This is a genomic window from Streptomyces sp. NPDC003635 (assembly GCF_053587635.1).
This window is the reverse complement of sequence record NZ_JBSFOK010000016.1, coordinates 1-17808: the sequence shown is the minus strand read 5'-3', so window position 1 is coordinate 17808 and position 17808 is coordinate 1. Positions and strand designations below refer to the sequence as shown.

Here is a 17808-nt window from a genome sequence, read left to right as displayed (position 1 = left end):
GGCGTAGAGGCTCTGACGTCCCGTCGAAGGAGCAGCTCATGGCCAACGTCGTTCGCGCCGCTCTGGTCCAGGCCACCTGGACCGGCGACACCGAGTCCATGGTGGCGAAGCACGAGGAGCACGCCCGTGAGGCGGCCCGCCGGGGCGCCAAGGTGATCGGGTTCCAGGAAGTCTTCAATTCCCCCTACTTCTGTCAGGTACAGGATCCGGAGCACTACCGCTGGGCCGAGCCCGTGCCGGACGGCCCGACCGTCCGCCGGATGCGGGAGCTCGCGCGCGAGACCGGCATGGTGATCGTCGTGCCGGTCTTCGAGATCGAGCAGTCCGGCTTCTACTACAACACCGCCGCCGTGATCGACGCGGACGGCTCCTACCTCGGCAAGTACCGCAAGCACCACATCCCGCAGGTCAAGGGCTTCTGGGAGAAGTACTACTTCAAACCCGGAAACGCGGGCTGGCCGGTCTTCGAGACCGCCGTCGGCAAGGTCGGCGTCTACATCTGCTACGACCGGCACTTCCCGGAGGGATGGCGGCAACTGGGCCTCAACGGAGCCCAGTTGGTCTACAACCCGTCCGCGACGCACCGCGGCCTCTCCTCGTACCTCTGGCGCCTGGAGCAGCCCGCGGCGGCCGTCGCCAACGAGTACTTCGTCGCCGCGATCAACCGCGTCGGCGTCGAGGAGTACGGCGACAACGACTTCTACGGCACCTCGTACTTCGTCGACCCCCGAGGACAGGTCGTGGGGGAGGTCGCGAGCGACAGCAAGGAGGAACTCCTCGTCCGCGACCTCGACTTCGACGTGATCGAAGAGGTCCGGCAGCAGTGGGCCTTCTACCGCGACCGCCGCCCCGACGCCTACGAAGGGCTGGTGCAGCCGTGACCGGGGACGACCTGCTGGGACGCCACCGCCGGGTGCTGCCCGACTGGCTCGCCCTCTACTACGAGGACCCGCTGGAGATCACCCACGGCGAGGGCCGGCATGTCTGGGACTCCGACGGCAACCGTTACCTCGACTTCTTCGGCGGCATCCTCACCACGATGACCGCGCACGCGCTGCCCGAGGTGACGAAGGCGGTGAGCGAACAGGCCGGGCGGATCATCCACTCCTCGACCCTGTACCTGAACCGCCCGATGGTCGAACTCGCCGAGCGGATCGCCCAGTTGTCCGGCATCCCGGACGCCCGGGTCTTCTTCACCACCTCCGGCACCGAGGCCAACGACACCGCGCTGCTGCTCGCCACCGCGTACCGGCGCAGCAACACGGTCCTGGCCATGCGCAACAGCTACCACGGCCGTTCGTTCAGCGCGGTCGGCATCACCGGCAACCGCGGCTGGTCGCCGACCTCCCTGTCCCCGCTCCAGACGCTGTACGTCCATGGCGGGGTGCGCACGCGCGGTCCGTACGCCGCACTGGACGACCGGGAGTTCGTCGCGGCCTGCGTCGAGGACCTCAAGGACCTGCTCGGCCACACCAGGGCGCCCGCGGCCCTGATCGCCGAGCCCATCCAGGGCGTGGGCGGCTTCACCTCGGGCCCGGACGGGCTGTACGCCGCCTTCCGCGAGGTGCTCGCCGAGCGCGGCATCCTCTGGATCGCGGACGAGGTGCAGACCGGCTGGGGCCGTACCGGCGAGCACTTCTGGGGCTGGCAGGCCCACGGCCAGAACGGCCCGCCGGACCTCGTGACCTTCGCCAAGGGCATCGGCAACGGCACGTCCATCGGCGGGGTGATCGCCCGCGCGGAGATCATGAACTGCCTGGACGCCAACAGCATCTCGACCTTCGGCGGCACCCAGGTCACCATGGCGGCCGGCCTCGCCAACCTCACTTACCTCCTCGAACACGACCTCCAGGGCAACGCCCGGCGGGTCGGCGGGCTGCTCATCGAGCGGCTACGGGCGGTCGCCGCGCAGGTGCCGCACGTACGGGAGGTGCGCGGGCGCGGACTGATGATCGGGATCGAGCTGACCCGGCCCGGCACCGACCAGGCGGACCCGGAGGCCGCGGCCGCCGTGCTGGAGGCGGCCCGCGCGGGCGGACTGCTCATCGGCAAGGGCGGCGGCCATGACACCAGTGCCCTGCGGATCGCCCCGCCGCTGTCGCTGTCCGTCGCGGAGGCCGAGGAGGGTGCCGCGATCCTCGAACGCGCTCTGAGGAGCCTTCAGTAAGGGAAACTCCGCCATGTCCACCACCTTGGAACCTGCCCTGTCGGTCCGTCAGGTCCTCACCCTGGAGCGGGTGCTCGCCGGGGAGCCCGAGGTGGTGGCCGCAGCGGGGCAGCTCGACCGGCTCGTGCGCTGGGTCCATGTGGCCGAGGCAGCCGATGTCGGCGTGATGCTCAGCGGCGGCGAGATGGTGCTGACCACCGGGGTGCTGCTGGCCGGGGACGAGAGCGCGCAGGCCGAGTACGTGCAGTCCCTGCACCGCGCGGAGGCGGCGGCCGTGGTCCTCGGACTCGGCCGTGCCTTCCCGGCCCCGCCGGAGGTGATGCGCAGGGCGGCCGAGCGGTGCGGGCTTCCCATGGTGGTGCTGCACCGGCCCTTCCCGTTCGCCGAATTGACCGAGGAGGTTCAATCGCGCCTGGTGCGGCGGAAGTTCGCCGCGGTCAGCCTGTCGGAGTCGGTGCGGACCGCCCTCACGGGCCTGATCACCGCGGGCGCCCCGCTGCAGCGGCTGCTCGACGAGATCGCGCAGCACAGCGCCTGCCCGGTCGTCGTCACCAACCTCGCCCATCGCGTCCTCGCGACGGCCGGGGAACGCCCGGCCGTCGACGATGTGCTGCGCGACTGGGAACGCATCGCCCGGCAGGCCGGCGGCAGCGAGGGCGGCGGCTGGATCCGCGCCGAACTGGGCGGGCGGGGCGAACGCTGGGGCCGGATCGTGCTGTGCGGCTACCGCGGGGACACCGCCACCGGACGGCTGCTGGCAGACCGGGCCGCCGAGGCCCTGGTGCTGCACCGCATGCTCGGCGGCAACTCCGCCTGCACCTGGGAGGAGCAGTCCGCGCAGAGCCTGCTGACCGACCTGGTCAGCGGGGTCGTACCGGCCAGGCAGCTGCTGCCGAGGGCGCGGGCGGCCGGACTGCCCGTCAACCGGCGGGCGTTCGTGCCGCTAGTGGTACGACACGGCGAATCCGCCCAGGTCGAACGGGTCCTGCGGATGGTGGGCCTGTCCGGCATCGTCGCCGAGCTCGCCGACTCCGTCACCGCCGTCCTGCTGAGCCTCGCCCGGGACCAGGACGCGGCCGTGCTCACCGCCAACCTCGCCACCCGGCTGCGCGCGGAGGCGCCGCGCACGGTGGTGGCCGCCGCGGACTCCCGGGCGGACTGGGACGACGTACCGGCCGGGCTGCGGGAGGCGCAGCACGTCGCCGACGCCGTGACGGACGCGCTCGACCTCCCCGTCGTGGTGCGTCTGCGGGACGTCCATCTGCGGGGTCTGGTACGGCTGTTGCGGGACGACCCCCAGGTGCAGTCCTTCGCGGAGCGGGAGTTGGACGGGCTGCTGCGCGGTCCCGAGGAGGATCTGCTGGCCGTGCTGCGCACTTACCTCGCCACCGGCCGCAACAAGTCGCGCACCGCGCAGCTCCACCATGTCTCCCGGCCCGCGCTGTACCGACGGCTCGAGGCGATACAGGCCCGGCTCGGTGTGGACCTCGACGACTTCGAGCAGGCCGCCTCGGTGCACATCGCCCTGCTCGCGCACGACGCGCAACAGGGCTGAAACATGGAACGACCTGGGAAAACGGCGGTGAAACATGGGACCACGGCAGAGTGACACCGTGGCACGCCGGATGCCCGCAGACGTGACACGGTGCAACTCAAAGCAGACCCGCGGACTTCCTAGTCTCGCTGCACACCGAGCGACCGGAGGTCCCGATGAGCCGAGTGATCCGTGCCGCCCTGTTCCAGACCGCGTGGACGGGCGACAAGGAGTCGATGATCCAGGTGCACGAGCACGCGGCCCGCGACGCGGCCGCGCAGGGCGCCCAAGTGCTGTGCTTCCAGGAGCTGTTCTACGGACCGTACTTCTGCCAGGTGCAGGACAAGGCGTTCTACGAGTACGCCGAGCGGATCCCCGAGGGCCCGACGGTACGGCGCTTCCAGGCGCTGGCGAAGGAGCTGGGTCTCGTCCTCGTGCTGCCGATGTACGAGGAGGAGCAGCCGGGCGTCCTGTACAACACCGCCGCCGTGATCGACGCGGACGGTTCCTACCTCGGCAAGTACCGCAAGACCCACATCCCCCAAGTGCAGGGGTTCTGGGAGAAGTTCTACTTCCGCCCGGGCAACAGCGGCTGGCCGGTCTTCGACACGGCCGTCGGGAAGATCGGCGTCTACATCTGCTACGACCGGCACTTCCCGGAGGGCTGGCGGGCGCTCGGTCTCGGCGGTGCCGAGATCGTCTTCAACCCCTCGGCCACCTCGCGCGGACTCTCCCGCTACCTGTGGCAGCTGGAGCAGCCGGCGGCGGCCGTCGCCAACGAGTACTTCGTGGGCGCGATCAACCGGGTCGGCGTGGAGGACCTCGGCGACAACGACTTCTACGGCACCACGTACTTCGTGGACCCGGAGGCCCAGTTCGTCGGCGAGGTGGCGTCGGACAAGGAGACCGAACTGGTCGTCCGCGATCTGGACCTGGCCAAGCTCCGCGAGGTCCGCGACCGCTGGCAGTTCTACCGCGACCGGGCGCCGGGTGCGTACACGCCGCTGACCGCGCCCTGACCGCCCCGCCGACCCTTTGGAGGAGAGGGACATGAGCAGCCGTACCGTCATCACCGGCGGTCTCGTCATCACGGCGTCCGACGAGGTCCACGCCGACGTCCTGATCGAGGACGGCCGGGTCGCCGCCCTCGCCGTGCCCGCTACGCAGAGCTGGAGCGCGGACCGGGAGATCGACGCCACCGGGAAGTACGTCATCCCGGGCGGGGTCGACGCCCACACCCACATGGAGCTGCCGTTCGGCGGCACCTTCGCCTCCGACACCTTCGAGACCGGCACCCGGGCCGCCGCCTGGGGCGGTACGACGACCATCGTGGACTTCGCCGTGCAGAGCGTCGGGCACAGTCTGCGCGAGGGTCTGGACGCCTGGCACGCCAAGGCCGAGGGAAACTGCGCCATCGACTACGGCTTCCACATGATCGTCTCGGACGTGAACCAGGACACGCTCAAGGAGATGGACCTGCTGGTCGAGGAGGGCGTCACCTCCTTCAAGCAGTTCATGGCCTACCCGGGCGTCTTCTACTCCGACGACGGCCAGATCCTGCGGGCCATGCAGCGCTCCGCCGAGAACGGCGGCCTGATCATGATGCACGCCGAGAACGGCATCGCGATCGACGTACTGGTGGAACAGGCGCTGGCGCGCGGGGAGACCGATCCGCGCTACCACGGCGAAGTGCGCAAGGCCCTGCTGGAGGCCGAGGCCACGCACCGCGCGATCAGGCTCGCCCAGGTCGCGGGCGCCCCGCTGTACGTCGTGCACGTCTCGGCCATGGAGGCGGTGGCCGAGCTGGCGCGGGCGCGCGACGAGGGGCTCAAGGTCTTCGGCGAGACCTGCCCGCAGTACCTGTTCCTGTCCACCGACAACCTCGCCGAGCCCGACTTCGAGGGCGCGAAGTACGTGTGCAGCACGCCCCTTCGTCCCAAGGAGCACCAGGCCAAGCTGTGGCAGGGCCTGCGCACCAACGACCTCCAGGTCGTCTCCACCGACCACTGCCCGTTCTGCTTCGTCGGCCAGAAGGAGCTGGGCCGGGGCGACTTCTCCAAGATCCCCAACGGCCTTCCGGGGGTGGAGAACCGGATGGACCTTCTCCACCAGGCCGTCGTCGACGGGCACATCTCGCGTCGCCGCTGGATCGAGATCGCCTGCGCGACCCCGGCCCGGATGTTCGGGATGTACCCGAAGAAGGGCACGATCGCGCCGGGCTCGGACGCGGACATCGTCATCTACGACCCGGGGGCCGCCCAGGTCATGTCGGCGCAGACCCACCACATGAACGTCGACTACTCGGCCTACGAGGGCAGGCGCACCACCGGCCGGGTGGAGACGGTCCTCTCGCGCGGCGAAGTCGTCATCAGCGAGCGGGAGTACACCGGCCGTGCCGGGCACGGGGTCTACACCCCCCGCTCCACCTGTCAGTACCTCACCTAGGAGTGGCGCACATGGACTTCGGACTCGTCCTGCAGACCGACCCGCCGGCCTCGAAGGTCGTCAGCCTGATGAAGCGCGCAGAGCGCAACGGCTTCACGTACGGCTGGACCTTCGACTCGGCCGTGCTGTGGCAGGAACCGTTCGTGATCTACAGTCAGATCCTGTCCAACACGACCAAGTTGACCGTCGGACCGATGGTCACCAACCCGGGCACCCGCACCTGGGAGGTCACCGCCTCCACCTTCGCCACCCTCAACGACATGTTCGGCAACCGCACGATCTGCGGTATCGGCCGCGGCGACTCCGCGATGCGGGTGGCGGGGCGCAAGCCCAACACCCTCGCCCGGATCAGCGAGGCCATGAAGGTCATCCGCGCCCTCGCCCGCGGTGACGAGGCCGACCTCGGCGGCACGGTCGTCCACTTCCCCTGGATCAAGGAGGGCGCCGAACTCCCGGTGTGGATGGCCGCGTACGGTCCGAAGGCGCTGCGGATGACCGGCGAGGAGGCCGACGGTTTCATCCTCCAGCTCTCCGACCTGTACCTCACCGAGTACATGGTGAAGGCGGTCAAGGACGCGGCGGCCGCGGCCGGCCGGGACCCCGGGGACGTGAAGGTCTGCGTGGCCGCCCCCGCGTACGTCACCGAGGACGACTCGCCCGAGGCGCTCGCCCACGCGCGGGACCAGTGCCGCTGGTTCGGCGGGATGGTCGGCAACCACGTGGCCGACCTGGTGGCGAAGTACGGCGAGCACTCGGCCGCCGTACCCGAGGAGCTCACCGACTACATCAAGGCGCGGGAGGGCTACGACTACTCCCACCACGGCCGCGCCGACAACCCCGACACCGCCTTCGTGCCCGACGAGATCGTCGACCGGTTCTGTGTCATCGGGCCGGTGGAGAAGCACATCGAGAAGCTGACCGCGCTGCGTGAGCTGGGCGTCGACCAGTTCGCCGTCTACGACATGCACGACGCCCAGGAGGCCGTCATCGACGCGTACGGAGCGCGGGTCATCCCGGCCCTCAACGGCTGAACTCCCCTCTGAGGGACGTCCTTTGAACTCCCCCTCCCCGCCGTCCCGGGGAGGGGGCCCCAGGGCGCTCGTTCCGGAGCGCACCCCCCATCGGCGCCACCCGCACGGCCTTTCCCGTCCCACCGTCCCTGATTGGCCTGCCCATGACCGACACCGCTCCCACGGCGATACCGCCGTCCTCCCAAGTCACCCTCGCCGACGGCCGGGTGGAGCTCGCCCCGGGATCCCCGCCGCCCAGCGGCCGCTACGCCAACGACGACCTGCTGCCGGTCCCGGTGGAGAAGCGGACCTGGACCACGTACAACTTCTCCGCGCTCTGGGTCGGCATGGCCCACAACACCGCTTCCTGGACCCTCGCTTCGGGTCTGATCGCGGTGGGCATGGACTGGAAGCAGGCGGTGCTCACCATCGCCCTGGCCAATGTGATCGTGCTGGTGCCGATGCTGCTCACCGGGCACGCGGGGCCCAAGTACGGCATCCCCTTCCCGGTGTTCGCCCGCGCCTCCTTCGGCATCCGCGGCGCCAACCTCCCGGCTGTCGTGCGGGCGTTGGTGGCGTGCGGCTGGTTCGGGATCCAGACCTGGATCGGCGGCGAGGCGATCTTCTTCCTGGCCGGGAAGCTCATCGGCGACGGCTGGGCGGACGCCGGGAAGATCGGCGGGTACGCCTGGACCATGTGGCTGTCCTTCGCGATCTTCTGGGCGATCCAGGTCGCGATCATCTACCGCGGCATGGAGACCATCCGCCGGTTCGAGAACTGGGCCGCTCCCTTCGTGCTGGTCGGCGCCTTCGTGATGCTGTGGTGGATGAGCGACAAGGCCGGCGGCTTCGGCCCGCTGCTGGACCAGCCCTCCAAGCTCGGCTGGGGAAGCGACTTCTGGGCCCTGTTCTGGCCGTCCCTCATGGGCATGATCGGCTTCTGGTCCACGCTGTCGCTGAACATCCCGGACTTCACCCGGTACGGCAAGAGCCAGAAGGCGCAGACCTGGGGCCAGGCCCTGGGGTTGCCCACGACCATGACGTTGTTCGCGTTCCTGTCGGTGATGGTCACCTCCGGCTCGGCGGCGGTGTACGGCGAGCCGATCTGGGACCCGGTGCAACTGGCCGCCAAGACCGACAACGTGGTCGGACTGCTCTTCGCCCTGGTGACCGTGCTGGTGGCGACCCTGTCGGTGAACATCGCCGCCAACCTGGTCTCGCCGGCCTTCGACTTCTCCAACATCGCGCCCCGGAAGATCAGTTTCCGTACCGGCGCCCTCGCGACCTGCGTGCTCGGCGTGCTGATCTTCCCGTGGAAGCTGTACTCCGACCCGCAGGGCTACATCTTCACCTGGCTCGGCCTGGTCGGCGGTCTCCTCGGCACGGTCGCGGGCATCCTCATCGCCGACTACTGGCTGCTGCGCCGGGCCCGCCTCGACCTGACCGACCTGTACCGCGCGGGCGGCCGTTACTGGTACGACGGCGGCTGGAACTGGCGGGCCGTCGCGGCCTTCCTGGCCGGAGGTGTCCTGGCGATCGGCGGGGCGGACTTCGATCCGCTGATCGACGGCACCCCCGTCCCGGCGCTGTCGTCCCTGGCGGACTACGGCTGGGCGGTGGGCCTCGGCACCTCGATGGTGCTGTATCTGGTGCTGATGCTGGCGCGCGGCCGGCGGGAGTGACAGGGACGCCGGAGGACGGTCAGCCCTCGCGGCCGTCCTCCAGCGCCGCCACCGCGGCCTTCGCGGCCTGGATGGCGCCCTTGTTGATCTCGTCCGAGCTGGGCGCCTCCTTCGTCTCGAAGTCGCTGCCGTTGTAGGTGACGACGACCAGCGCGTTGGCCACCCGGGCCAGCACGACGCCCTCGCGGGTCTTCTGCTCGTCCTCGGTGGTCAGGTTCACCACCGAATAGCCCGCGTCACCGAGGCCGGGCACCTCGCCGCCGCCGCTCTTGTCCTCCACGCGCCCCTCGTACGACTTCTGCGCCGCCTCGTCCGATTCCGTGATCTCGAAGGAGACGTCGAGCCAGCGGTAGTCGTACCCCTTGAGGGCGTTCCAGGAGCAGGTGCGGCGCACGTCGGTGTCGGTCGACGGGATCTCCTTGCCCGCGGACTTGGCGCCCGGCACGAGCGAGCCGACCGTCTTGGCGGGGACGCTGTCGCAGGGCGCGGGGGCTTCGGTGTACGTCTTCGACGCGGCCGAGGCCGAGGGCGCCGAGGCGGACTGTTGCTCCGTCTTCTCCTGCGCCTGGGGCTTGGCCTCCGGTGTCGCGGCGAACGGACCGGACGTCAGCGCCCAGCCCGCCACGGCGAGTACCACGACGGGGGAGAGACGGGCGGTGAGAGTGAGCGGCAGGGAAAGGGGACGCACGGCGCACATTTCGTGGGGGACGGTGCGGAGGAGTCCGCACTGCGGACGGGACCGCAGTGTTGCACGACTCCCTGTGGGGCGGAAGTGCCAATTCCCTCCGTGCATGGGCGGTGACTCTGCCTCACCACCAGCGGGTTGTATGTCCCGCTATGTCCGTGCGATCGGGCGGCTCAGCGCGGACTCGATCCGGTCGACGGCCGTGAACGCCCCGTACGCCACGAGGTGCACCAGGCAGTGGTCGGTGTGCTCGGGGCGCCGCCAGGCCGCCACGTCCTCGTCGGTGATCCGGTACGGCGCCAGGGCCGCCAGCAGCGCGAGCCGCGCCCCCGGCCGCTCCCGACGGTCCGGGATGCCCTCCAGGCCGATACCCGGGTGCCGCCCGTCCCAGTGCCACATCGTCTCCAGTACGACGGCCTGGTCCTCCGGGTCGAGCAGGTCGGCGCCCGCCATCGCGGCCCTCAGCAATGCCGCGTAGGCCGGTCCTACGGCGGTGTCGCCGGCCCACGCGGGTGCCTCGCCGGGGTCCGTCCGGTCCAGCAGCGCCAGGGAGTCGCCGGGCACCGCGGGGCGGCGCACGGTCCTGGCGAGCGCACGGCCCGCGAGACTGCGGACCACCCGGAGGCGCTGGGCGTTGCCGGGCAACAGCTTCTCGGTCAGCAGCGCCGAGACGATCCGGTTGATGAAGTGGAAGGAGAGCGCGGTGCCGAGGTAACCGGGCGCGTGCTCGCGGGGAAAGGGGTAGGGCTGCTTCGTCGGGCTCGGCACCCGGGTCCGCCTGCCCCAGTCCAGCACACGCGCGTGCTCCTCGTCGTCCGGGCGCTCGCCCCGCGCGAGGCGCTCGGCGAGGGCGTGGTCGCCGGTGGCGTGCAGCAGCACGGTGTGGGCGTCCACGCAGAACGGGCACTGGTTGGCCTGGGAGACCCCGTAGGCCGCGAGTTCCTTGCCGGTGCGGTCGCCGGGTCCCGCGATCAGCGACTCGCGCATCAACGCCCAGGTCGCGGTGAGGAGTTCCGGTGCCGAGGAGAGCACCACGAAGGTCACCGGTTCGTCGATGCCGAAGTCGCGGGCGAGCTGCTCGTACGCCTCGGCGACGCGTCCGGTGGCCGCCTTGGGCGGCGGGGGCTGGGTGTATCGGAAGGGTGAGGTCATGGACAGCAGCGTGCGCCGGGGTGGTGGTCCGGGTCGTCGTACCGCCGAAGGGAGTTGGCGCTGCGCCGGCCGGGCGGCCGGGAACGCGGCACTACTACGCGGGGAGTAGTCGCGGAGTTGTCCACAGGGCTGACGCCGGTGTCGGCGGATGCGTCTACTGTGCGGTCATGAGCGGGATCTCGGTCACACGCAGGCATCTCGCCGACGCGTCCCTGGCGGTCGTCGTCGGCGCCCTCGTGCTGACCGCGTCCGCTTTCGACGCGGACACCACGGCCGTGGACCACATGTTGATCGTCGTCAGCTGCGCGGCACTGGGGTTCTACCGGCCGGCCCCGCGGGCCGTACTGGCCGTGACGACCGTCGGCGGCGCCGCCTACGTGCTGCACGCCCAGCCCGGAACCCTGGCCGCCCTCCCCGTCATCGGCGCCGTGCACACCGCGGCCCGGGTCGGGCACCGGGCGCTCGCGGCGGCGGGCGGCGCGGTGTTCCTGGCGGCGTACGCGGCGACCGGCCCCGGCACGGCGGAGAAGTCCGCGCTGCTCGCGGGCTGGCTCCTGTGCGCGGTGGTGACCGGGCTCGCCGACCGCAACTGGCAGGCCTACCTGCGCCAGACCGAACAACGCGCCCTGGAGGCGGAGCGCACGAGAGAGGAGGCCGCCCTGCGCCGCGCGGGCGAGGAACGCCTGCGCATCGCCCGGGAGTTGCACGACTCCCTCACCCACAGCATCTCGATCGTCAAGCTCCAGGCGGGCGTCGCCGTCCATCTCGCGCGCAAGCGGGGCGAAGAGGTGCCGCCCGCCCTGCTGGCCATCCAGGAGGCGAGCGGGGAGGCGATGCGCGAACTGCGGGCGACTCTGGAGGTGCTGCGCACGGACGAGCCGACCGGCACCCCGGCGCTGTTGGTGGAGCGGGCCCGGGCGGCGGGACTGGCCGCCGAGCTGGCGGTGACCGGGGACGAACGCCCGCTGCCCGCCACCATGGACCGGGCCGTGTACCGCATCGTGCAGGAAGCACTCACGAACGCGGCCCGGCACGCGGGACAGGCGAAGGTCCGCGTCGAACTCGCCTACGAAGACGAGTGGCTGACGATACGGGTCGAGGACGACGGCAACGCGTGCCCGGACCGCCCGCCCGTGCCCGGCATCGGCCTCACCGGCATGCGGGAACGCGTCACGGCCCTCGGCGGCACCCTGCACACGGGCCCGCGCGCGGAGGGCGGATTCGTCGTACGGGCGGAACTGCCCTTGGGGGGCGCCGCGTGATCCGGGTGGCGCTCGTCGACGACCAGGCGTTGATGCGGGCCGGGTTCCGGGCGCTGCTGGAGGCCGAGGACGGCATCGAGGTGGTCGGGGAGGCCGCCGACGGGGAACGGGGCGTGGCCCTCGTACGCTCCGAAGTGCCGGACATCGCGCTGATCGACGTACAGATGCCGGTGATGACGGGCATCGAGGCGACCCGCGCCATCGCCACCGACCCGGCCCTCGCGGCGGTCCGCGTGGTGATGCTCACCAACTACGGCCACGACAGTTACGTCTTCGAGGCGCTGCGCGCGGGCGCGAGCGGTTTCCTGCTGAAGGACACCGAACCGGCCGACCTGCTCCAGGCGATCGAGGTCGTGGCGCGCGGCGAGGCGCTGCTGTCCCCGTCGGTCACCCGCACCCTCATCGGCGAGTTCGTGGCGCGCCCACCGGACCGGGCGACGGCACCCGGCCTGGAGTGCCTGACCCGCCGCGAACGCGAGGTGACGGCCCTGGCCGCGCGCGGACTCAGCAACGAGGAGATCGCCGAGCACATGGTGATCAGCCCCTTCACCGCCAAGACCCACGTCAGCCGCGCCATGACCAAACTCGGCGCCCGCGACCGCGCGCAACTGGTCGTCTTCGCCTACGAGTCCGGTCTGGTCACGGCGCGCGGCGCGAACTGACCCGCGTACGATCGCACCGCCGTCCGCGCAGTGAAGGAGCCGCCCGTGTTCACCAGCCGCCCCACGCTCCAGGGCACCTTCGGCATGGTGTCCTCCACGCACTGGCTGGCCTCCCAGTCGGCGATGGCCGTCCTGGAGAGCGGTGGCAACGCCTACGACGCCGCCGTGGCGGGCGCGTTCGTGCTGCACGTCGTCGAACCGCACCTGAACGGGCCGGCCGGCGAGGTCCCGATCCTGCTCGCCCCGGCGGGCGGCGAGGTACGGGTGCTGTGCGGCCAGGGCGTCGCCCCGGCCGGCGCGACCGTCGCGCACTACCGGGGCCTCGGCCTGGACCTGGTCCCCGGCACCGGACCCCTCGCCGCCGCCGTGCCCGGAGCCTTCGACGCCTGGATGCTGCTGCTGCGCGACCACGGCACCAAGTCCCTCGCCGAGGTCCTGTCGTACGCGATCGGATACGCCGAGCACGGGCACGCCCCCGTGGAGAACGTCGGCGCCACCGTCGAGGCCGTACGCGAGCTGTTCGAGACGGAGTGGACGTCGTCGGCGCGGGTGTACCTGCCGGACGGGAAGCCGCCCCGCCCCGGCCGTCTCTTCCGCAATCCCGCCCTCGCCGCCACCTGGAAGCGCCTGCTCGCCGAGGTGGCCGGAGCGGGTGACCGGGAGGCCGAGGTCGAGGCGGCCCGAGCGGTGTGGCGCACCGGGTTCATCGCCGAGGCGCTCCTGCGGCAGGTACGGCGGCCCACCCTGGACACCAGCGGCGAGCACCACACCGGCACCCTCACCGGCGATGACCTTGCCGGGTGGTCCGCGACGTACGAGGCCCCGGTGACGTACGACTGGAACGGCTGGACGCTGTGCAAGGCCGGACCCTGGAGCCAGGGCCCGGTGCTGCTCCAGCAGCTCGCGCTGCTCCCCGCCGAGCTGCCGCCGTACGGCTCCGCCGACTGGGTCCATCTGCTGGTCGAGGGCTGCAAGCTGGCCATGGCCGACCGGGAGGCCTGGTACGGGGACGCGGCCGAGGTGCCGGTCGGCGAGCTCCTGTCCGGCGAGTACAACGCGGCCCGGCGTGCCCTCATCGGCGACAGGGCCTCCGACGAACTGCGTCCCGGCAGCCCTGGTGGCCGGACCCCCCGGCTGAGCGCCCACGCGGGCGTGGTGATCGACGACGGCCCGTCCGCACCGGGCGCGGGTGAGCCCACGGTCGCGCGGCACTCGACCTCGCCGGTGCCGGGAGAGCCCGCGGTGGGCGGCGACGGGGCCACGCGCGGGGACACCTGCCATCTCGACGTCGTCGACCGCTGGGGCAACATGATCGCGGCCACCCCGAGCGGCGGCTGGCTCCAGTCCAACCCCCTCGTGCCCGAACTGGGCTTCCCGCTCGGCACCCGGCTTCAGATGACCTGGCTGGAGGAGGGCCTCCCGGCCTCGCTCACCCCAGGCCGCCGCCCGCGCACCACCCTTTCCCCGTCGCTTGCCCTGCGCGACGGGGAGCCGGTCCTGGCGTTCGGCACGCCCGGCGGCGACCAGCAGGACCAGTGGCAGCTGCACTTCTTCCTGGCGGTCGCGCTGCGCGAGCGGGTGCGCGGGAGCCTTGATCTCCAGGGTGCCATCGACGCCCCGAACTGGCACAACGACAGCTTCCCCGGCTCTTTCCATCCGCGCGGGACGCGGCCGGGCAGCGTCACGGTCGAGTCGCGCACGGACGCCGAGGTGATCGAGGAGCTGATCCGGCGGGGCCACCGGGTGACCCTGGGCGAGCCCTGGTCGGAGGGGCGGCTGTGCGCGGTGGCGCGTGATCCGCGGACGGGGGTGCTGTCGGCGGGCGCCAATCCCCGGGGGATGCAGGGGTATGCGGTGGGGCGGTAGAGCTTGCGGCGAATCCGCGTATTCACGCCCATTCCACCCGGCGTACACCCACCCGGCGGGGATTGTCAGTGCGGCGTGCTCTCATGGAGACATGATCGTAGACACGGAAACCATCGACGAGTTTCTCGCTCGGCGCTCCTCCGACGTGGAGGCAGCCGTCCGTCAGGCCGCCGCTCAGGAGATCATGCCGCGCTGGCGCAGGCTCGCCGCCGACGAGGTCGACCAGAAGAGCGGACCGCACGACCTGGTGACGGACGCGGACCGCAAGGCCGAGCTGTACCTCACCGAGGCGCTCGGCACGCTGCTGCCCGGCTCCGTCGTGGTCGGCGAGGAGGCGGTGCACGCCGACCCCGCGAGCTACGAGGCGCTTCAGGGAGAGGCGCCGGTCTGGATCGTCGACCCCGTCGACGGCACCCGCCAGTTCGTGCGCGGCGAGACCGGCTTCGGCACCCTGGTGGCCCTGGCCCGCGGCGGCGAACTCCTCGCCTCCTGGACCTACGCCCCCGCCCGCGACCAACTGGCCACCGCGATACGCGGCCAGGGCGCCCGGCTCGACGGCGAGCGCCTGCGCTCCGGTGCCCCGGACCCGTCCCGCGACCTCCGCGTCGCCACCTCCCACCCCGACTACACCACCGACGCCCAGAAGCGGGCCCTGCTCGGCCTGTGGACGGACGGCGTGACACCGCGCTCCTGCGGCTCGGCGGGCCTCGAGTATCTGGACGTCGCCCGGGGCGAGTTGGACGCGGTCGCGTTCAGCTGGGAAGCGGCATGGGACCACGCGGCGGGTCTGCTCCTGGTGGAGGAGGCGGGCGGCGCCCACCTGACCCTGACGGGCGAACCGTTCCGGATAACCGGGGGCAACGCTCTGCCGTTCACGGCGGCCCGGGACGAGGAGACGGCGCGGCGAGTGAGGGAACTGCTCCAGCAGGGGACGAGCTGACCACCCGCCCCGAGTTCATGCGCGCACCAGGCATATCCTGACCTTGAGTGCCCATCGGCTGACGAAGGGGTCCGAAGGTGCCGTCGATGCTCGATGCTGTCGTCGTAGGGGCGGGACCGAACGGCCTGACCGCCGCCGTGGAGCTGGCCCGCCGCGGCTTCTCCGTGGCGCTGTTCGAGGCCAGGGACACCGTCGGCGGAGGCGCCCGCACCGAGGAACTCACCCTGCCGGGGTTCCGCCACGATCCCTGCTCCGCGGCACACCCCCTCGGCATCAACTCGCCCGCGTTCCGCGCTCTGCCGCTCGCGCGGTACGGCCTGGAGTGGCTGCACGCCGAGCTGCCGATGGCGCACCCGTTCCCGGACGGCACCGCGGCCGTGCTCTCCCGCTCGGTCGGAGAGACGGCCGCCTCCTTGGGCGCGCGGGACGCGGGCGCGTACCGCAGGCTGGTCGAGCCCTTCCTGCCCCAATGGGACGCCCTGGCGCGGGACTTCATGTCACTGCCGTTGTCCGCGCTGCCCCGCGACCCGGTCACCCTGGCCCGCTTCGGGCTCGTCGGACTGCCCCCCTCGACCTGGCTCACCCGACGCTTCCAGGGCGAGCGGGCCAAGACCCTGTTCGCCGGGCTGGTGGCCCACGTCATGGCCCCGCTGGGCGGCTTCGCGACCGGTGCCGTCGGCCTGGTCTTCGCGCTGGCCGCGCACGCCCGCGGCTGGCCGGTGGCCCGTGGCGGCTCGCAGTCGATCTCCGACGCGCTGGCGGCGTACCTGAAGGACCTCGGCGGCACGATCCACACCGACTACGAGGTCAAACGCCTCGACGACCTGCCGCCCGCGCGGTCGTACATCTTCGACACCTCGCCCACCGCGCTGGCCCGCATCGCCGGCCTCGGCAGCTACTACCACCGCTTCCGGTACGGCGCAGGCGTCTTCAAGATCGACTACGCGCTGGACGGGCCGGTCCCGTGGACCGCGCCGGAGGCCCGCGCGGCCGGCACCGTGCAGATCGGCGCCGACAGCAAGGAGATCGGCACCGCGCTGCGCGCCGCGTCCCGGGAGGGGAACGCGCCCGAGCGGCCGTTCCTGATCACGGTTCAGCCCAGTGTCGTCGACCCCGGCCGGGCCCCGGCCGGACAGCACGTCTTCTGGGCGTACGCGCACGTGCCCAACGGCTGGACGGGCGACCTCACGGACCGGATCGAACGCCAACTGGAGCGCTACGCACCGGGGTTCCGCGACCGTGTCCTCGCCCGCGCCACAGCGGGACCGCCCGAACTGGCCGCCCGCAACGCCAACTACGTCGGCGGTGACATCGGCTCCGGCGCGGCCTCCGGGCTGCAGCTCATGCTGCGCCCCAAGCTGTCCCTGTTCCCGTACTCCACCCCGCATCCGGCGGTCTTCATCTGTTCCTCGGCCACCCCGCCCGGGCCCGGTGTGCACGGGATGTCGGGGCACAACGCGGCGAAGGCCGTCTGGAGAAGGCTGAGGCAGACATGACCACCATCACGCTCGTCCAGGGCGACATCACCCGTCAGAGCGCCGACGCCATCGTCAACGCCGCCAACTCCTCGCTCCTCGGCGGCGGGGGAGTGGACGGCGCGATCCACCGCCGCGGCGGTCCGGCGATCCTGGAGGAGTGCCGCAAGCTGCGCGCGTCCCGGTACGGCAGGGGCCTGCCCACGGGCAAGGCGGTCGCCACCACGGCCGGCGCGCTGGACGCCCGCTGGGTCATCCACACGGTGGGCCCGGTCCACAGCGAGACCGAGGACCGCTCCGGCCTCCTCGCCTCCTGCTACCGCGAATCCCTGCGTGTGGCCGACGAGTTGGGTGCCCGCACCATCGCCTTCCCGGCCATCTCCACCGGCGTCTACCGCTGGCCGATGCGGGATGCGGCCCGCATCGCGCTGGAGACGGTACGGGCGACGGAGACAGCGGTCGAGGAAATCACCTTCGTCCTCTTCGACGAGCCGGCACACGAGGCGTTCGCCGCGCAGCTTCACTGACGCAGCCCCGGGCCTCCGACGCGCGCCGGTGCCGGTGCGGATCCGCTGGCCGCTGCGGCTCCGCTGGTCGGTGGCGCGGTGGCGCGGTGGCGCGGTGGCGCGGTGGCGCGGTCGCGGTGGAGAAGATGTTCGGCAGCCGGGCGGAACAGCCGACGGCGGCCTGACATCGCCATGCCGCAGCGATCGGCGGCGACCCGACCGCTCTGTCGCGTAGCCGGTCGCGGGGGCCGAGAGCCGTGCCGTACGGCCGGTCGTGGCGTGACCGTCGTATGCGGGTCGCGGACCGCCCGCCTGTCGTGCCGCACGGCCGGTCGCGGGGGCCGCCAGCTGTGCCGGACGGCCGGTCGCGGGGGCCGCCAGCTGTGCCGGACGGCCGGCCGCGGGTCCGCCGGCCGTGCCGT

At 71.8% G+C, this 17808-nt stretch carries 15 protein-coding genes; 13 read left to right on the top strand and 2 right to left on the bottom strand.

The annotated features are described in order from the left end of the window. Nucleotides 1-38 precede the first annotated feature (38 nt). The 7 genes from ACWDRW_RS17210 (at nucleotide 39) to ACWDRW_RS17180 (ending at nucleotide 8838) form a co-directional block, all read left to right on the top strand. Nucleotides 39-881, top strand: coding sequence for a nitrilase-related carbon-nitrogen hydrolase (locus tag ACWDRW_RS17210; RefSeq protein ID WP_451723992.1), 843 nt, complete (start codon nucleotides 39-41; stop codon nucleotides 879-881). Beyond that, the gene (locus tag ACWDRW_RS17205) at nucleotides 878-2167 is read left to right on the top strand and encodes an aspartate aminotransferase family protein (RefSeq protein WP_451723990.1); all 1290 of its coding nucleotides are present in this window, start codon (nucleotides 878-880) and stop codon (nucleotides 2165-2167) included. The genes ACWDRW_RS17210 and ACWDRW_RS17205 overlap by 4 nt, the downstream gene beginning before the upstream one ends. A 13-nt stretch (nucleotides 2168-2180) precedes the next feature. Further along, a complete protein-coding gene (locus tag ACWDRW_RS17200) occupies nucleotides 2181-3722 on the top strand; it encodes a PucR family transcriptional regulator (RefSeq protein ID WP_451723989.1) in 1542 nt (513 codons plus the stop codon). A gap of 155 nt (nucleotides 3723-3877) precedes the next feature. Further along, nucleotides 3878-4720 carry a nitrilase-related carbon-nitrogen hydrolase gene (locus tag ACWDRW_RS17195; RefSeq protein WP_451723987.1) on the top strand — a complete coding sequence of 281 codons (843 nt, stop codon included), beginning with the start codon at nucleotides 3878-3880 and terminating at the stop codon, nucleotides 4718-4720. A gap of 31 nt (nucleotides 4721-4751) precedes the next feature. After that, on the top strand, nucleotides 4752-6146 hold the full coding sequence (gene hydA, locus ACWDRW_RS17190; RefSeq protein ID WP_451723984.1) for a dihydropyrimidinase: 1395 nt from the start codon (nucleotides 4752-4754) through the stop codon (nucleotides 6144-6146). Between the two features lie 11 nt (nucleotides 6147-6157). After that, complete coding sequence (locus ACWDRW_RS17185) at nucleotides 6158-7177, top strand: TIGR03842 family LLM class F420-dependent oxidoreductase (RefSeq protein WP_451723983.1); 1020 nt, start codon at nucleotides 6158-6160, stop codon at nucleotides 7175-7177. Nucleotides 7178-7320: 143 nt separating this feature from the next. Then, nucleotides 7321-8838, top strand: coding sequence for an NCS1 family nucleobase:cation symporter-1 (locus ACWDRW_RS17180; RefSeq protein ID WP_451723981.1), 1518 nt, complete (start codon nucleotides 7321-7323; stop codon nucleotides 8836-8838). Nucleotides 8839-8857: 19 nt separating this feature from the next. Here the strand turns inward: ACWDRW_RS17180 and ACWDRW_RS17175 are convergent, their stop codons facing one another. After that, nucleotides 8858-9526 carry a hypothetical protein gene (locus tag ACWDRW_RS17175; RefSeq protein ID WP_451723978.1) on the bottom strand — a complete coding sequence of 223 codons (669 nt, stop codon included), beginning with the start codon at nucleotides 9524-9526 and terminating at the stop codon, nucleotides 8858-8860. Nucleotides 9527-9673: 147 nt separating this feature from the next. Then, nucleotides 9674-10675 carry a carboxymuconolactone decarboxylase family protein gene (locus ACWDRW_RS17170; protein WP_451723976.1) on the bottom strand — a complete coding sequence of 334 codons (1002 nt, stop codon included), beginning with the start codon at nucleotides 10673-10675 and terminating at the stop codon, nucleotides 9674-9676. Nucleotides 10676-10842: 167 nt separating this feature from the next. On the opposite strand from ACWDRW_RS17170, the gene ACWDRW_RS17165 reads away from it, so the two are divergent. The 6 genes from ACWDRW_RS17165 to ACWDRW_RS17140 all read left to right on the top strand — a co-directional run bounded on the left by ACWDRW_RS17165 (nucleotide 10843) and on the right by ACWDRW_RS17140 (nucleotide 17407). After that, nucleotides 10843-11937, top strand: a complete 1095-nt coding sequence (locus tag ACWDRW_RS17165; protein WP_451723973.1) for a sensor histidine kinase — start codon at nucleotides 10843-10845, stop codon at nucleotides 11935-11937. Further along, nucleotides 11934-12599 (top strand): response regulator, encoded by a 666-nt coding sequence (locus ACWDRW_RS17160; RefSeq protein WP_451723971.1) that lies wholly within the window; start codon nucleotides 11934-11936, stop codon nucleotides 12597-12599. The genes ACWDRW_RS17165 and ACWDRW_RS17160 overlap by 4 nt, the downstream gene beginning before the upstream one ends. 45 nt (nucleotides 12600-12644) lie before the next feature. Beyond that, nucleotides 12645-14465 (top strand): gamma-glutamyltransferase family protein, encoded by a 1821-nt coding sequence (locus ACWDRW_RS17155; protein ID WP_451723969.1) that lies wholly within the window; start codon nucleotides 12645-12647, stop codon nucleotides 14463-14465. 91 nt (nucleotides 14466-14556) lie between these two features. Beyond that, nucleotides 14557-15405: an inositol monophosphatase family protein gene (locus ACWDRW_RS17150; protein ID WP_451723967.1), complete on the top strand. Its 849-nt coding sequence runs from the start codon at nucleotides 14557-14559 to the stop codon at nucleotides 15403-15405. An 86-nt stretch (nucleotides 15406-15491) separates the two neighbouring features. Beyond that, nucleotides 15492-16901 carry a phytoene desaturase family protein gene (locus ACWDRW_RS17145; protein WP_451723965.1) on the top strand — a complete coding sequence of 470 codons (1410 nt, stop codon included), beginning with the start codon at nucleotides 15492-15494 and terminating at the stop codon, nucleotides 16899-16901. Continuing rightward, nucleotides 16898-17407, top strand: a complete 510-nt coding sequence (locus ACWDRW_RS17140) for an O-acetyl-ADP-ribose deacetylase (RefSeq protein WP_451723961.1) — start codon at nucleotides 16898-16900, stop codon at nucleotides 17405-17407. Before ACWDRW_RS17145 ends, ACWDRW_RS17140 begins: the two co-directional genes overlap by 4 nt. Nucleotides 17408-17808 lie beyond the last annotated feature (401 nt).

Bases quoted from the DNA above. Each gene is read 5' to 3' on its own strand.
- ACWDRW_RS17210 (WP_451723992.1), top strand. From the start codon at position 39: ATGGCCAACGTCGTTCGCGCCGCTCTGGTCCAGGCCACCTGGACCGGC.
- ACWDRW_RS17150 (WP_451723967.1), top strand. From the start codon at position 14,557: ATGATCGTAGACACGGAAACCATCGACGAGTTTCTCGCTCGGCGCTCC.
- ACWDRW_RS17195 (WP_451723987.1), top strand. From the start codon at position 3,878: ATGAGCCGAGTGATCCGTGCCGCCCTGTTCCAGACCGCGTGGACGGGC.
- ACWDRW_RS17180 (WP_451723981.1), top strand. From the start codon at position 7,321: ATGACCGACACCGCTCCCACGGCGATACCGCCGTCCTCCCAAGTCACC.
- ACWDRW_RS17165 (WP_451723973.1), top strand. From the start codon at position 10,843: ATGAGCGGGATCTCGGTCACACGCAGGCATCTCGCCGACGCGTCCCTG.
- ACWDRW_RS17200 (WP_451723989.1), top strand. From the start codon at position 2,181: ATGTCCACCACCTTGGAACCTGCCCTGTCGGTCCGTCAGGTCCTCACC.
- hydA (WP_451723984.1), top strand. From the start codon at position 4,752: ATGAGCAGCCGTACCGTCATCACCGGCGGTCTCGTCATCACGGCGTCC.
- ACWDRW_RS17170 (WP_451723976.1), bottom strand. From the start codon at position 10,675: ATGACCTCACCCTTCCGATACACCCAGCCCCCGCCGCCCAAGGCGGCC.
- ACWDRW_RS17145 (WP_451723965.1), top strand. From the start codon at position 15,492: ATGCTCGATGCTGTCGTCGTAGGGGCGGGACCGAACGGCCTGACCGCC.
- ACWDRW_RS17140 (WP_451723961.1), top strand. From the start codon at position 16,898: ATGACCACCATCACGCTCGTCCAGGGCGACATCACCCGTCAGAGCGCC.
- ACWDRW_RS17185 (WP_451723983.1), top strand. From the start codon at position 6,158: ATGGACTTCGGACTCGTCCTGCAGACCGACCCGCCGGCCTCGAAGGTC.